Origin of the sequence: Litchfieldia sinesaloumensis (assembly GCF_900156865.1) — a bacterium.
GTDB classification, from domain to species: Bacteria; Bacillota; Bacilli; order Bacillales; family Bacillaceae_L; genus Ferdinandcohnia; species Ferdinandcohnia sinesaloumensis.
Genome location: NZ_LT732529.1, coordinates 339,278 through 354,182 on the forward strand (window position 1 = coordinate 339,278; position 14,905 = coordinate 354,182).

The 14,905-nt window shown below is 36.8% G+C and carries 11 protein-coding genes; 10 read left to right on the forward strand and 1 reads right to left on the reverse strand.

The annotated features are described in order from the left end of the window. Window position 1 precedes the first annotated feature (1 nt). From CZ490_RS22225 to CZ490_RS01660, 10 genes are all read left to right on the forward strand, one after another. Entirely contained in the window at window positions 2-148 is a 147-nt protein-coding gene (locus CZ490_RS22225; protein ID WP_159439890.1) for a hypothetical protein, read from the forward strand. A 59-nt stretch (window positions 149-207) separates the two neighbouring features. After that, window positions 208-648 carry a YtoQ family protein gene (locus tag CZ490_RS01620; protein ID WP_077617240.1) on the forward strand — a complete coding sequence of 147 codons (441 nt, stop codon included), beginning with the start codon at window positions 208-210 and terminating at the stop codon, window positions 646-648. 183 nt (window positions 649-831) lie between these two features. Beyond that, complete coding sequence (locus CZ490_RS01625; protein WP_142255320.1) at window positions 832-1,479, forward strand: hypothetical protein; 648 nt, start codon at window positions 832-834, stop codon at window positions 1,477-1,479. A gap of 321 nt (window positions 1,480-1,800) precedes the next feature. Then, a complete protein-coding gene (locus CZ490_RS01630) occupies window positions 1,801-5,958 on the forward strand; it encodes a CBM96 family carbohydrate-binding protein (RefSeq protein WP_234987281.1) in 4,158 nt (1,385 codons plus the stop codon). Window positions 5,959-6,226: 268 nt separating this feature from the next. Further along, the gene (locus CZ490_RS01635; protein WP_077620903.1) at window positions 6,227-7,192 is read left to right on the forward strand and encodes an ABC transporter permease; all 966 of its coding nucleotides are present in this window, start codon (window positions 6,227-6,229) and stop codon (window positions 7,190-7,192) included. A 15-nt stretch (window positions 7,193-7,207) separates the two neighbouring features. Then, entirely contained in the window at window positions 7,208-8,077 is an 870-nt protein-coding gene (locus CZ490_RS01640) for a carbohydrate ABC transporter permease (protein WP_077617243.1), read from the forward strand. A gap of 146 nt (window positions 8,078-8,223) precedes the next feature. Next, entirely contained in the window at window positions 8,224-9,399 is a 1,176-nt protein-coding gene (locus CZ490_RS01645; RefSeq protein ID WP_077617244.1) for a glycoside hydrolase family 88 protein, read from the forward strand. 151 nt (window positions 9,400-9,550) lie between these two features. Continuing rightward, window positions 9,551-11,155: an extracellular solute-binding protein gene (locus CZ490_RS01650; RefSeq protein WP_077617245.1), complete on the forward strand. Its 1,605-nt coding sequence runs from the start codon at window positions 9,551-9,553 to the stop codon at window positions 11,153-11,155. Between the two features lie 90 nt (window positions 11,156-11,245). Continuing rightward, on the forward strand, window positions 11,246-12,280 hold the full coding sequence (locus tag CZ490_RS01655; RefSeq protein WP_077617246.1) for a response regulator transcription factor: 1,035 nt from the start codon (window positions 11,246-11,248) through the stop codon (window positions 12,278-12,280). Beyond that, the gene (locus tag CZ490_RS01660) at window positions 12,280-14,112 is read left to right on the forward strand and encodes a sensor histidine kinase (RefSeq protein ID WP_077617247.1); all 1,833 of its coding nucleotides are present in this window, start codon (window positions 12,280-12,282) and stop codon (window positions 14,110-14,112) included. The genes CZ490_RS01655 and CZ490_RS01660 overlap by 1 nt, the downstream gene beginning before the upstream one ends. 24 nt (window positions 14,113-14,136) lie before the next feature. Here the strand turns inward: CZ490_RS01660 and CZ490_RS01665 are convergent, their stop codons facing one another. After that, window positions 14,137-14,745: a YesL family protein gene (locus CZ490_RS01665; RefSeq protein WP_159439891.1), complete on the reverse strand. Its 609-nt coding sequence runs from the start codon at window positions 14,743-14,745 to the stop codon at window positions 14,137-14,139. Window positions 14,746-14,905 lie beyond the last annotated feature (160 nt).

Consider the following 14,905-nt stretch of genomic DNA (forward strand, 5'->3'; position numbering starts at 1 on the left):
GATGAAAATTGCAAAGCTTTTATTTGTACTTGGTGCACTTGTTTTTCCGTTAGGTATCTATTTATCTTCGATTAGCCCTATAGGGGTTGTCTTAGCCATTGCTGGGGGACTTACAGTTTTTTTTAGTACTCCGGCTATGCAATCATAATCTTGGATGGCGCATTAAGGCTATGGTACGATGATAGCAAAGTTGAGAGGAGTGGTAATATGGAGTTAACAGTTTATTTAGCTGGACAAATTCATGACAATTGGCGTGAGGAAATTAAGGAGAAGGTAAAAGCTGAAGGACTTCCTTTAACCTTTGTAGGTCCACAAACAAACCATGACAGATCTGACAGTATAGGCGAGCAAATTTTAGGTAAACAACCTGATAGCTTATATAAGGATGATGCGGCATCAGATATTAATAACTTCAGAACACAGGTATTGATGCAAAAATCAGATGTGGTTATTGCGTTGTTCGGTGAAAAGTATAAGCAATGGAATACAGCTATGGATGCGAGTGCAGCGATTACGATGAATAAGCCAACAATTATTGTAAGACCCACTTCACTCATACACCCATTAAAAGAGTTATCTAACAAAGCAAATGTAACAGTTGAAACAATTGATCAAGCACTTGAAGTGCTACGATATATTTATGAATAGACAAATTGCAGTGGAGACATATCCACTGCAGTTTTTTTATATTCGTCATCCTAACTTAGTAAAATTAACCTTTTACAGATGTTTGTATTGCAATTTTAGTAGTAAAGTATGAAAATGATTAAAATAGGGTGAAAGTTTAAAATGTTTAATTCTACTAGACAACATCTGAAGGGACGTAAGGGTATGAGTGAAAAAAGAAGAGTAAAAGAGTTATTTTCAACAATGAGTAAAAAAGAAAAGGTCAAGTATCTCTGGGAGTATTATAGATACTACCTATTTGGGCTTATATTCGTAATCGCCGTAACTGTTTTTCTAGTAAACGAACAATCTGGGCAAAAAGAGTATGCGCTTACTATTCATGTTTTAGCAGATTCAGTATATTCAACGGAAATCGAGAAAATTGAGCAAAGACTTAATGAAGAAATTCTTTCAGAAGAAGAAAGAGAAACACATGAAGTTTCCATTCAGGTCCTTCCTTATTCATCTAATCCAGCGGATGTAACGACTGTACAGGCTACCTTACAACGATTAGTTGCTGAAATTTCAGTTGGTGACCTTGACGTTGTTTTTATTGATAAGAATCAGTATGAGATTATGAATAGGGAAGAGTATTTTTATAATCTAAACGAGTTGATAGATGGAAGTTTACCTGTTGAGGAACAGTTTATCTTCTACGATGCCAATGGACAAGCAGTAGGGATTGATTCATCAGGAGTACCACTATTTAATCAAGTAATTGGTGGGACAGAACCGGTGGTAATGGGGGTACTAAGAAATACAAAAAGGGAAGATAAAATAAAAGAGCTATTTAACGTTTTATTCGAAAAATAATATTCAAAATATAATTCAAAGGATAAGGACCCACATTCTGGAATCCCTTATCCTTTTTATTTTTCTAAAAGTGTTGGAGTATTTTAGGTATCTATAAATATCATAAAAAAACACAACCAATTGTAAGGGTTTCCATAGAAATTAACTATATGCAATGTGTAAGATGAGTTGTATATGAGAAAGGCCTTGTGCAGAAGGGGGAAGGTATAGAGAAAAAGTAGGCTTTAGGTACTACATCCTTTTAGCGTTATTTTATTCATCTTAGAGAATCTACTAAACGATTCATAATAAGAGAGTAGAGGAGATTTGGTATTGAAAAAGATGAGAAAAACCATTTTCGGACTATTATGTATTCTGTTAGTTTTAGGACAATTCCAAGGAGTAAGTGCACATGCGGAAGGTGGAGATGAAATGCCTTCCAATAAGATTATGATTAAGCCAACAGATGATACGCATATTGAGGCTGCTAATCAAACAAAGGTAAATGGGACTAGTTCAAACTTATTTACTGCTAACGATGAGCATGATAATCCTCGGCGGATTTTCTTAAAGTTTGATGTCAGTGAGTCAGATTTAGCGAATATGTCGAATGCCACTTTACGCTTATATAATTCAGATACGAGATACTCTCGAACGGTGACAGCGTACAAAGTGGAGAACAACGAGAATAATTGGGAAGAGGCAACACTTAACTGGGAAAATGCACCTGCACGAGGTGGTGAAATCCTGACAAAAGAAGGATTACCAGCTTCATTTGATGTTGAGAAAGTAGCAGATAATGATGCAAGTGGAGATGACCGTCTAGAAGGTGCAAAGTATTATGAAATGGATATTACCTCCTATCTAGAAGAAGTAGGTGCTGATGGACAAGTGGCAATAATCGTACAAGGTAGTGGGTATACAGCATTTGCTAGTAAAGAATTTAAAGAAGGACAGTTTTCACCTGAGCTAGTAATCAGTAAAGAGAAAGAAGTTATTCTAGATGTAATAGATGATACGCATATTGAGGGAGAAGTAGGGAAAACAACCAATAGTAATGGAACTAGCTCAAATTTATTTATTGCAAACGATGGACACACAAATCCTCGTCGAATCTACTTAAAGTTTGATGTAAGTGAAATTGATTTAGCTGAATTTCCTAGTGCGACGTTACGAGTCTATAATTCAGATACAAGATATTCACGTACCGTAACAGCTCATAAAGTGGATGCAAATTGGGAAGAGGCAACACTTAACTGGGAAAATGCACCCCAACCTGGGGAAGCGATCCTTTCAAAAGCAGGATCACCAGCGCAAATAAATGTTGAAAAATTCTCAGATTCCTCAGATACACGTTTAGAAGGTGCAAAGTATTATGAAATGGATATCTCTCCTTATCTAGAAGAAGCAGATGCGGATGGACAAATCGCGATTGTTTTACTATCCAACGGGTATACAGCATTTGCTAGTAAAGAATTTCAAAATGGGGAATTTCCTCCACAATTAGTATTAAGCACAGAAAAGTCAGAAGGTCCGGTAGAAGAACCAGCTGATTTGTATAAAGATTTAACTGATGGTAGAAGTAGTCTTTACCCAGAAAATTGGTATCCAGGTTTCGGTGATGATGAAGGGCGTTTCCTGCATGATTTCTCATACGCGGGTTATAAAATGGGAGAAGTTCCAATCCCAACCACTATTTCTGGAATGAAAATTGATGTTACTGAAGCGCCGTATAGTGCGGATAACACCGGTGACACAGATGTAACAGCAATTATTCAAGCAGCAATCGACGAAGTAGCAACTGCTGGAGGTGGAGTTGTCTACCTTCCAGAAGGTACGTACAGGATTAAACCACAAGAAGGTACAACTGAATCGTTAAAAATAAACAGTAGTGGTGTTGTTCTTCGTGGAGCTGGGCCAGATAAAACGTTCCTCTTTAATGATGAACCAGTTATGAGGTCGAAAAATATTATAACGGTTAGATCTGAAAGTAGTAGTTTCAAGCCAGTACAAGGAACTTCAACTCTAGTGAAAAGAGACCTACTTAAACCGACCGTGATTATCCCAGTACAAGATACTTCAAATTTTGAGGTAGGGGATTGGGTACAAATTACAAACCAATATACATCAGCACTTGTTAAAGAGCATAATATGGAAAATTGGTGGGACACATATGTAGGACAAACAGGTGTTATTTTCAATCGAAAAGTACTTGCTATAGATACTGATAATCAAACAATAACGATTGATATCCCAACACGTTACGCTTTGAAATTAAGAGATCATGCGTCCGTTTCTAAATTAAATGATCCTATAAGTGAGATTGGGATTGAAAATCTCTCAATCGGAAATATTGAGAACTTAAAACAAGGAATTTCAGAGGATGATCATGGCAAAGAAGGAACGGCGGGTTATGATGCTGACGCGACAAATGTAATTCAGTTTGATCATGTTGTCGATTCATGGGCGAAAAATGTCCACACATACCGACCAAGTCAAAATTCTGCTGATTACAATTATCACATTTTATCAAATGGTATTGAAATTGCTCATTCTAGAAATGTAACCGTAATCGATTCAAGTATGAGTAACCCGTTATATAGAGGTGCTGGAGGTAATGGTTATCTCTATGAACTTAGAGGAAGTGAAAATTTAATTATTGATTCCTATGCAGAAGGTGGAAGACATAATTATACATTCTCAAATATGTATGCAAACGGAAACGTCATTCGTAATTCAGTATCCAAAGATCCAACACATGTAATTGATTTTCATCAGCGCTTAAGTATGGCAAATCTGTTCGATGGAATGATATTAGAGGGTGATACGATTCAAGGTGCAGTTAGACCTTATCCATCAAGTAGTCAAACACACAGACATGGACAAACAACATCTGAGAGTGTTTTCTGGAACACGATTGGTAAGAAAGCACATGTTAAATACAATGATATTATCATTGATTCACGTCAATTTGGTCATGGATATATCATTGGAACGTCAGGTGAACACCCAAACGTTCAAATTACACCAGTAATCCATTCAGCTAGAGATACAGCACCGATTGATTTTGCAGAAGGAATTGGACAAGGGGAACAATTAAGTCCACAATCCCTATACCAAGATCAACTGGCGAGACGAATTGCAAGAAAAGATTTGGATTTAAAATCAGTTTTGATAAACGGGGAACCACTAGTAAACTATCAATTTGGAACACGTACGTACGATGTTGTCTTACCGCATGGAACAAGTAAAGTACCAAATGTTACAGCAACTGCATTCTCAGGAGCAAATGTTACAATTTCTGATGCAGAGCAGTTACCAGGTACAACAGCTATTACAGTAACTGCAGGTTCTACTTCTACAGAATATAAACTGAATTTTACAGTGGCAGAAACAGCAGCGGTTTTAAGTCAATTGATTGTTTCACCTGACAACACGAAGCCAGGATGGCAATCAGGTTTTAAAATTACAAATGGTGATGAGGCATATTTAAATGTATTCGGTATAATGTCTGATGGCTCAATTGCAGATAATGAGGCCGCAACAATTTCATATGCAACTGAAAATGAAGCAGTATTAACTGTTGATGCAAATGGAAAAATAAGTACAACGGGTGTTGGTACTGCAAATGTTACGGTATCAATGTCCATTAATGGCGTAGAGGTAACGAGTAAGATTGAAATAATCTCAGTTAAACCAGTTAAGCCAGCTTTAGAAGAAATAATTCCGATTGTGTCAGTAGTAGCAAGTACTGACGATGGGAATGTAGCAGAAAATGTTCTAGATGAGGATTATGATACAAGATGGTCTGCTCAAGGTGATGAACAGTGGTTAATCGCAGATCTTGGTGATATCCATAACGTTGGTTCAGTAAGTCTTTCATTCTATAATGGACATACTCGTGCATCAATTTTCGATATCGAAGTTTCTGAAGATGGTGAGAACTGGATAAGAGTGTACGACAGGAACGAAAATGGAAATTCAAGTGGAACAGGCAATGATCTTGAGTTATTCGAATTTGACCAACCTCAACCAGCTAGGTATGTGAAATATGTTGGGTTTGGCAATACGTCGAATGCTTGGAATAGTATTACAGAAATGAGAGTTCATCCGCACTTAGGTGACGAAGATGACGATGACAATGACAATGAAGATCCAGGTACTGGAAATGAAGACGAAAATGACAACAATGAACCTGGCAACGGCAACGGCAACGGCAACGGCAATGGCAACGGTAACGGCAATGGCAACGGCAACGGCAATGGCAATGGCAACGGTAATGGCAACGGCAATGGCAATGTCAATGGCAATGGCAATGGCAATAGCAATAGTAATGACAATGGCAACAGTAATGGAAATAACGAAGATAAAAAGGGTAGCAATAATGAACTACCCAAAACTGCTGGAACAATGTATAACTGGTTATTAGTTGGGATTACTTCTCTAGTAGTCGGGGCTGCATTATTTGTAGGAGTTAGAAAAAAGCTGGCATCAAGGTAAATAAATAGTCTTTTTCCTCGCCTAACACACTATTTCCCTCATATTCTGAGGCAAGATAGTGTGTTTTTGATACTTTGTGAAAAAATATATTTTCTTGCCTAACGCTCAATCTCCTCTTTGAGACAAAAGGACTATCATTCATTAGATTTTATTCTATGGATAGATACAATCGTAAAAAAACACAAGTAATTGAAAGTGATTCCATGGTGTATGTAAACGCTTAGATGTAAATTAAGTATATAAATAATAAATTAGAAAGAAGGTGGGTCTGGTGTCGAGTTTAGCTCCACAAAAAGCTGCAGGTACACAACCGAGTATTCGCAGCAAGCGGCGGGCCATATGGGGAAACATTTGGAAGTTTAAGACATTATACTTATTATCTTTACCTGGTATTCTATTTTTCCTAGTTTTTAAATATGTACCACTCCTAGGAATTGTTATAGCATTTAAAGATTATAATCTTTTCAAAGGTGTCACAGATAGCCCTTGGGCAGGATTAAAGCACTTCCAACGAATGTTTGAACACTATGAGTTCGTCGATATCCTAACGAATACATTATTAATCGCATTCTACGATATGATATTTGCCTTTCCGGCTCCAATTATCTTAGCTTTACTGTTAAATGAATTAAGGAAAGTTATATTTAAGCGTACACTACAAACCGTAATTTATATGCCTCACTTCTTGTCATGGGCCGTTATAGCTGGGATCATGATTGAGATATTATCACCATCTGGTGGTTTAATTAACCGTATCATTGAGATGTTAGGATTTGAATCGCGATATTGGTTAGGAGAAGAAAGCTATATCCGTTCAATCCTTGTAGGATCTGGTATCTGGAGGGATGCTGGTTATGGGACGATTATATATTTAGCAGCATTAGCTGGCATAAATCCTTCATTATACGAGGCGGCAGAGATGGATGGAGCGAATCGTTGGAAACAAACATTGTACATCACTTTACCAGCACTACTACCAACAATTACAATCTTATTCTTACTTCAAATTGGTAACTTCTTAGATTTCGGATTTGAACGTGTTTACGTATTCTTGAATCCGCTTAACTCTGCCAATGCGGATATTTTAGATACGTATATTTATAGAGTTGGTTTAGTTGAGATGCAATATAGTTACACGACTGCTGTAGGTGTCTTTAAATCAGTTGTCGGGTTAATCCTAATTGTGGTAGCTAACCAATTAAGTAAAAAAGCAACAGGAAATAGTCTGTACTAGGAAGGGGATGAAATAATGCGAAGAAAATCAACATCTGAAAAAGTATTTGGAACTCTGATTGTCATATTTTTAGTTATCTACGGTGCCCTTGCTTTATTCCCTCTTCTGCATGTATTTGCACAGTCATTAAGTAGTGCATCGGCGATTGGTTCGGGGAAAGTATTTTTGTGGCCAGTAGAGACTACATTCGAGAACTATCAAGAAATATTAAAGAATCCCTCGATTTGGCAAGCACTTAGAGTAAGTATTTTTATTACAGTTGTCGGAACCATAATTAACTTAGTCATGACAGCCAGTCTCGCTTATCCGTTGTCCAGAGATGAGTATAAAGGGAAAAGATTTATATTATTATTGATTCTGTTTGTATGGATTTTTAATGCACCGCTGATCCCAAACTATCTACTACTTAAAGAACTAGGAATGGTTAACACCTTATGGGCACTTATGATTCCGAATGCTATTACAACCTTTAATCTCCTTGTTATGAGGTCATTTTTCTTGGCAATACCAAAAGAATTGATTGAATCTGCCAGAATGGATGGTGCTGGGGAATTACGTACATTATGGAGTATTATCCTTCCGTTATCAAAGCCTGTAATGGCTACAATGTGTTTGTTATATGCTGTCATGCACTGGAATACGTATACAGCAGCGATCTACTATATACAGGATGCTTCTTTAATGCCAATTCAGGTAAAGTTGGCGCAATATGTAAAGGAATCGGCTGATGCATTACTTCCCAATGATGAAATCGTTTCAATGACTTCAGAAGAGGGGATTAAGATGGCCGTAGTTGTAATCGCAGCAATTCCAATCATAATCCTGTATCCTTTCCTCCAGAAACATTTCGTTAAAGGTATGACACTTGGTGCTGTTAAGGATTGAGCATAATTAAGAATTATCAATAGTAATTTGCATGTTATGAGAGCACTATCAGGGTGAAATATGTCTTGTTTCCTTTTCTAATTAAAACGATTAGAAAAGTCCAAATGTATATGAATTAAAATAATGAAAAGTTGGTGGTTTGAATGATGCAAAAGAACTTCACATTTACTGATTATCATAAGCTGGATGACGCGTTACCAGAGTTATGGGAGGCATTGCAGCAGAAAGTTTCTCGAATGACTGAACAGATTGGAGATAAATCCCCGCATGTTGCACCAAGGGACACTGGTATATATGATAACATGAGTATAGACTGGTGGACTTCTGGTTTTTGGCCGGGTATGTTATGGATCATGTATGATATGACTGGTGAAACACGGTATAAAGATGCGGCATGGGCATGGGATGAACGTATGGAACGAAAGATGATAGAGAAAAATCGTTTCCACCATGATGTAGGGTTTCAATTCTTACCAACATCTGTTATTAAATATAAGTTGACACAAGACCCTGATGCACGTCGTCGAGGGCTTGCGGCAGCAAACTTTTTAGCTGGTCGATTTAATATCGCTGGACAATACTTAAGAGCGTGGAATACAACCGAGAATAAAAATTCATGGAATCATGAAAATACAGGTTGGTCAATCGTTGACTCAGCATTGAACATTTCTATTTTGTTTTGGGCTGCAGAAGAAATTAAAGATCCTCGTTTTTCTCATATAGCCAAAGCACATGCAGATACGGTTGTTAAGCATTTTATTCGTGATGATGGGTCCGTGAACCATGTTGTAAATTTTGATCCATTAACAGGGGAGTATATTGAATCCATTGGAGGACAAGGTGCATCATCAGATTCAGCTTGGAGCCGTGGAGCGGCTTGGGCCTTGCATGGAATGGCGAACACTTATAGATACACTGGGGATGTGAAGTATTTACAAGCGGCCCAGAGAGTGGCTCATTTCTTTTTGGCAATGCTACCTGAGGATTATGTATCACATTGGGACTTTAGAGCAAATGAAACACTAGAAGGTGAGCCTCGTGACACCTCGGCAGCAAGTTGTACCGCTTCCGGTCTAATTGAAATAGCTAACTCTCTTCCAGAGAATCAGGGAAGACCATATAGGGAAGCGGCTAAGCGAATACTCCTTTCATTGACACAAAATTATGGGACATGGGATCGTCCAGAGCACGAGGGGATTTTATTGGAAGGGACAGGTAATAAACCGACAGGAACAAATATTGACGTGTCACTTATTTATGGAGACTATTTTTATTTGGAAGCAATAGTTAAGTTACTAGGTTGGAAGAACCGTATTTTTTAAAACCTAAGACTAAAGTCACTAGTATAAATATGATTCCATAAAAAAACACAACAGAAACATAATTAAGCCAATAGGCTTAAAAAAATACAGGTGCTATATTAGTAGTGTACTGAAAGCGCTTTATTTAAAAGATAAGAAAAGAGGGGACAAAATGAAAAGAAAGTTAAGCTTTATGGGAATCCTACTTCTCGTACTAGTAATGTTCTTGGCTGCATGTAGCGGGAATGAGAGCTCCAGTAACGAGGAATCAAATGACAAAAAAAGTAGCGATGAATCAGCAGAGAAGCAAACGATTTCAATCGTTGCAGGAAGTAACAAGAACCAAGTTGCAACCGACACTGCAGATATTAATAAGGAAGAATGGGTGTTAAAGCTTGCAGAGGAAACTGGGGTAGATTTAAATTTCCGATTATTACAACAAGATAACATCCGTGAAGCGATTGGTATCATGTTTGCGAGTGGAGATATCCCGGATGTATTGCATACTCAACAAGGAATGTTACCACTTGATCCAACTATGGCGGGCTCAGTAGAGGCTGGCGTGTTTATGCCACTTAATGACCTTTTAAAAGAACATGGACAAAATCTATTAAAAGAAATCCCTCAAGAAGCGTGGGATGAAGTAACTGTAGATGGTAACATCTATGCAATACCTCAATATCTATCAAACAATTCAAGACGTGGTGTTGTTGTTAGAACGGATCTAATGGAAAAGTACGGAATTGAAACACCGAAAACGGTTGATGAATTTATAGATATGCTTAGAGTATTTAAGGAAAATGGTCACGAGGCCCCATTTGGTGCTAGATCAGGTTTTTCATATTCACAGGCAATTTTCGGTGCGTATGACGTAATGTTTGGTAACAACATGTTTGAAAAAGTGGGAGATGAAATTGTTCCAAAATTTGCTGATGTAGAAAATATGACTAAAGCACTTGAGACTTGGAAAACGATGCTTGACGAAGGATTAGTAGCTCCTGACTTTCCTTCACATGGTAGTTCTGAAAGAGGTAAAAATATTGATGCTGGGGATACAGTTGTTTTCGAATACAATGTAAACAGTCTTCTTTCATTCGAAGAGAAACAACAGACTAATATTGATCCTGAAAGAAAATGGGATGTTATTCCTTCACCAGTAGGTCCAGACGGTAAAGGTGGTAACATGCTTTACGGTGCTACACTTCGCTTAAACTATGTGAATGCTGATATTTCTGAAGCAAAAGCAGAAGCAATCATTAAATTCTTCGATTGGATGGTAACGGAAGAAGGTAAGACATGGTTCTCATTCGGTATTGAAGGCGAAGACTATGAAAGAGACGCAAATGGAAATATTATTTTTAAAGAAGCTGAAACTGAAGAAGAAGCTAGACAAGCTGGTTTCCGTAATTCATGGTTGCAGTTAGTGGGAGACCTAGCAATTGATGAAGTTAAGACAGCGCAATTGCCAAATGGTCAGAAGGTATTTGATGCAATGGATTTAGTGTCTAAAGAAGGTCGTGAAGGAATTTCCTTTGTAAGACCTCTTGAAGCATATTCTATTAATCCAGATATTACACCTGGATTCGATACAGCACCTAAATTAATTGAAGATGCTATGATTCAAATGATTTACGGTAAAATGCCAATTAGCGATTATTCGAAAGTAATTGAAGATTGGAAAGCTAAGGGCGGAGCAGAAGTAATCAAAGAAGCAACTGAATACTGGAATAAACAGGAAAACATCTTCCGAGTTGGTCCAGATGCTAACGTGAACTAAAAGAAATTTCTTAATAATCAGTTTCCCTTGTGGTATAATATATTAATATACTACAAGGGTTTTTTTGTTTTATAGAATGGGGGGATTTCTATGAATAAAGTATTAGTAGTGGATGATGAGTTTATCATTCGGAAGGGTATTACAAAAATGGTAGAACAATTCTCAAGAAGACAAATGGATGTCTATACTGCTGGGAATGGATTGGAAGCGCTTGCTTTACTTAGAAAACATGATATTCAATTGGTGTTGACTGATATACGTATGCCAAAGATGAATGGACTTGAGCTTTGTGAGAGCATTCATGCTGAATACCCTAGTACTCAGGTAGTGATTATTTCAGGCCATGATGATTTTAACTATGCTAAGCAAGCTATGAGATACGGTGTTAGAGATTATTTGTTGAAGCCAGTATTACCTGATGATATTTTTAGTGTGCTAGACAGGTACACTGATGAGCAAAGTGAACAGAAACCAGTTCATTTTTCCCTGTCCGATTATGAATCATGGATGGAGTTATTAGAGGAAGTGCTGTGGAAGCTAGAAAAAGACCGAATACCAGAAGTATTGGCTATGTGGGGGGAGCTTTGTGAAAAGTCGGGTTTACGTAACGAACAAATTGCGCAGCTTCAAATAGAAAGCCTAGTCAATATCAAAAAAAGACTATCGAAACGCTCATTTCAAGCACAAGTTAATCTTCCAGATGATTTGAAAACGCTTGAGGTTCGGGACATGTTGAGGCAATTCACTGGGCAAATTATGTCTATAGTTGAACAATTAGAAAACATGCGAGGAGCAAAATTTAAGAATCCATTTGAAGAAGCTAAAGCGTTCATTGATGCCAATCTTGCAGAAGAAATCACCCTTGACGAAGTTGCCCAACGTGTCGGAATGTCATCAACCTATTTTAGTTATTTGTTTAAGAAGGAAAGTAAGGAAACGTTTGTGCAGTACAGGATTCGTAAACGAATGGAAAAGGCGAAGGAGCTTATGGAAATTCCTCATTATCGAATCATCGATATTTGTCAAGACGTAGGTTATGCAGATTATCCACATTTTACAAAGACCTTTAAAAAGTTTTATGGGTACTCCCCTTCTGAATATAGAGCTAAAATGGGAATTGCATAATGCCTAAGTTCAGTTTATTCTATCGAATATTTTTCTATTTTTTAATTGTGATCTTAATCTCCTTAGTTGCAACTGCTACGATTACATATTGGCAATCTGCGAAGGAATTTGATAAATATATGTACGATCGTATGTCACAGACGCTAAATAATGCTGTACATCATACAAACCTCTATCTTAAAGACTATGAAACTACTCTTTTGTCTTTACTTGCAACTGAGCAGGTTCATAAATTTGTATCCCTATCGGGAAACGACTATTTCGGCCACTTAAACTATGGATCAACGATTAAAGAAATATATTTTCAAAATGCTATCATTCGTAATCCTGAAATTGCTTCATTGTACTTAATTAGTAGAAATGGTCAGTATGTAACGATATATAATAATCTTAAAGGCTTAGGCTTGGAGGTATATGATCGTTCTTTTGAGGGGAGGAAAGTTTATGAACTTTTAGACAAAGCCTCAGATAGAGGAGGGAATATTCAAGTTTTCGAAAATAGTATTATTTCTCCTGAGAATAACAAGCTAATGACATTGTCTAAAAAAATCTCATCACAAAACAATGTACATGACTACGTCGGAGTCATCGGTATTGAGATTCACAAAGATAACTTAGAATGGCTGTGGGAAGGAATTGATCTTGGAGAACAGGGGTACTTTTTCGTTATGGATGATAGTGGACAAGTTATCTACCACCCCAATCAAGACAAAATTAATACACATTTAGAGGTAGAGTTGGCTAGTAAGATTAGTAACAGAACAAATGAAATAATTTACGACAACTCAGGAGAAATAAAGACAGTGTATCTTTCTCGTCCTTCAAACTATGCAGATTGGAACCTAGTTGTTTCTATGCCACTTAATGATCTGAGAAAGCCTATAAATAATATAAGAACTAATACTTTTATTATGAGCGGAATTACTTTAATTATTGCCTTGTTTTTAGCTATCCGATTTGGACATATAATTATTGGGCCGATTCGAACATTGAAAAGAGGGATGATTGAGACAGAGAAAGGGAACTGGGTTCACCTCCCGCTAACAGGACGACAAGACGAGATGGACGATTTGACTCAAAGGTATAATATGATGGTTTCACGTCTGTCGCAACTGGTAGATAAAGTGTATAAAGCAGAACTTAAGGAACGCGAGATTCAAGTGGAGAGAAATAAAGCCGAGCTACAAGCCTTGCAATTACAAGTTAATCCTCACTTTTTATATAACACGTTGGAGACCATTGCTTGTTATGCGGTAATCAACGATTCTGACGAGATAACAGATATTGTAAAATATTTATCGCAGATGCTTAGATATGCAGTTAGGACTGATTTAGAAGAGGTTACGGTAGCTGATGAGCTAACTCACGTCCAAAGTTATATGAATATTCTTAACCATAGGACGGGAATGGAATTTGAAATTGATGTCGACATTCCATCAGAGTACTTTTCAAAAAAGATGGTTAGACTTACTCTGCAACCGATTGTTGAGAATGTATTCAAGCACGCTTTTCCAGATGGTATTGAGGAGCATCATTTTATCCGAATTTATACCATCATAGAAAATAGTGAATATGTAATTTGCGTAGAAGATAATGGTATAGGGATATCAGAAGAAGTCTTGCAGGTTTTAAAACAAGTTCTAAGTGGAAATAAGCAGGGATTCAGTACCTCTCAAGATGGAGGGGGAATTGGTTTGGTGAATGTACATCGCAGAATTCAAATGGTGTTTGGTGATGAGTATGGATTGTCAATTGATAGCGAACCTAACATGGGAACTAAAATGTACTTACGTATGCCATTAAACCAACCCAACACTAAAAAAATCCAGTGACATAAATAAGAGCGTTGTTACAACTTAGGAAGTCGTAACAACGCTTGATTTTGTATGCCCAGTTTTTTCTTGCGGAATTAATTTTGCGAATTTACGGTCAGCAATCCAGTAAATAAAATCAGCAGCAACACTGAAAAAGAAAAAGAAAATCAAGAATGGAAAATTCAACGAAAGAACTGACCATGCTATGAGAATGATCATTCCAAAAATGGTTAGATGAATTTTATATAGTCCAAATTGTATGCTTGAAATACAGAGATTTTTGAAAGAAGTAACCGTATTAACCATTAATGGATATACACTAATAAAGGAAAGAAATATAAGAAAGGAAATTCCTGTGAGAGCCAAGTATATATACGTTTTGTTAGGTATGTCTATCTGATTTAAGAATAATAAATTAGATACTAAAAGATAACCGATAATCGTAAAAACAATACCAACCAAATAACTTTGCTTCCAATTTTCAACAAACTTATTCTTATATTGCGAAAAAACAGCTACTTCATTCTTAGTTCTCCACTCTCTTACAACTCCAAATAGCGCAGCAATTGCAGGGTATATTGTAACAATTGGTATACAACTAATAATAAATAATATATTTAAAAACATAAATTGATAGATCCAATTACACATTTTATATAGATAACCATCCATACTAAAAATATGAAAAACCTCCCATCAGTGAGACAATATATGAAAATAGTATATTTATACTAATTATAGCAAATTGTAAAAATTCATACAATGAAAGAATGTAAGCATTTCCATGACAGTGATATGGGAGACTTTGGTC

Bases quoted from the DNA above. Each gene is read 5' to 3' on its own strand.
- CZ490_RS22225 (WP_159439890.1), top strand. From the start codon at position 2: ATGAAAATTGCAAAGCTTTTATTTGTACTTGGTGCACTTGTTTTTCCG.
- CZ490_RS01620 (WP_077617240.1), top strand. From the start codon at position 208: ATGGAGTTAACAGTTTATTTAGCTGGACAAATTCATGACAATTGGCGT.
- CZ490_RS01625 (WP_142255320.1), top strand. From the start codon at position 832: ATGAGTGAAAAAAGAAGAGTAAAAGAGTTATTTTCAACAATGAGTAAA.
- CZ490_RS01630 (WP_234987281.1), top strand. From the start codon at position 1,801: ATGAGAAAAACCATTTTCGGACTATTATGTATTCTGTTAGTTTTAGGA.
- CZ490_RS01640 (WP_077617243.1), top strand. From the start codon at position 7,208: ATGCGAAGAAAATCAACATCTGAAAAAGTATTTGGAACTCTGATTGTC.
- CZ490_RS01645 (WP_077617244.1), top strand. From the start codon at position 8,224: ATGCAAAAGAACTTCACATTTACTGATTATCATAAGCTGGATGACGCG.
- CZ490_RS01650 (WP_077617245.1), top strand. From the start codon at position 9,551: ATGAAAAGAAAGTTAAGCTTTATGGGAATCCTACTTCTCGTACTAGTA.
- CZ490_RS01655 (WP_077617246.1), top strand. From the start codon at position 11,246: ATGAATAAAGTATTAGTAGTGGATGATGAGTTTATCATTCGGAAGGGT.
- CZ490_RS01660 (WP_077617247.1), top strand. From the start codon at position 12,280: ATGCCTAAGTTCAGTTTATTCTATCGAATATTTTTCTATTTTTTAATT.
- CZ490_RS01665 (WP_159439891.1), bottom strand. From the start codon at position 14,745: ATGTGTAATTGGATCTATCAATTTATGTTTTTAAATATATTATTTATT.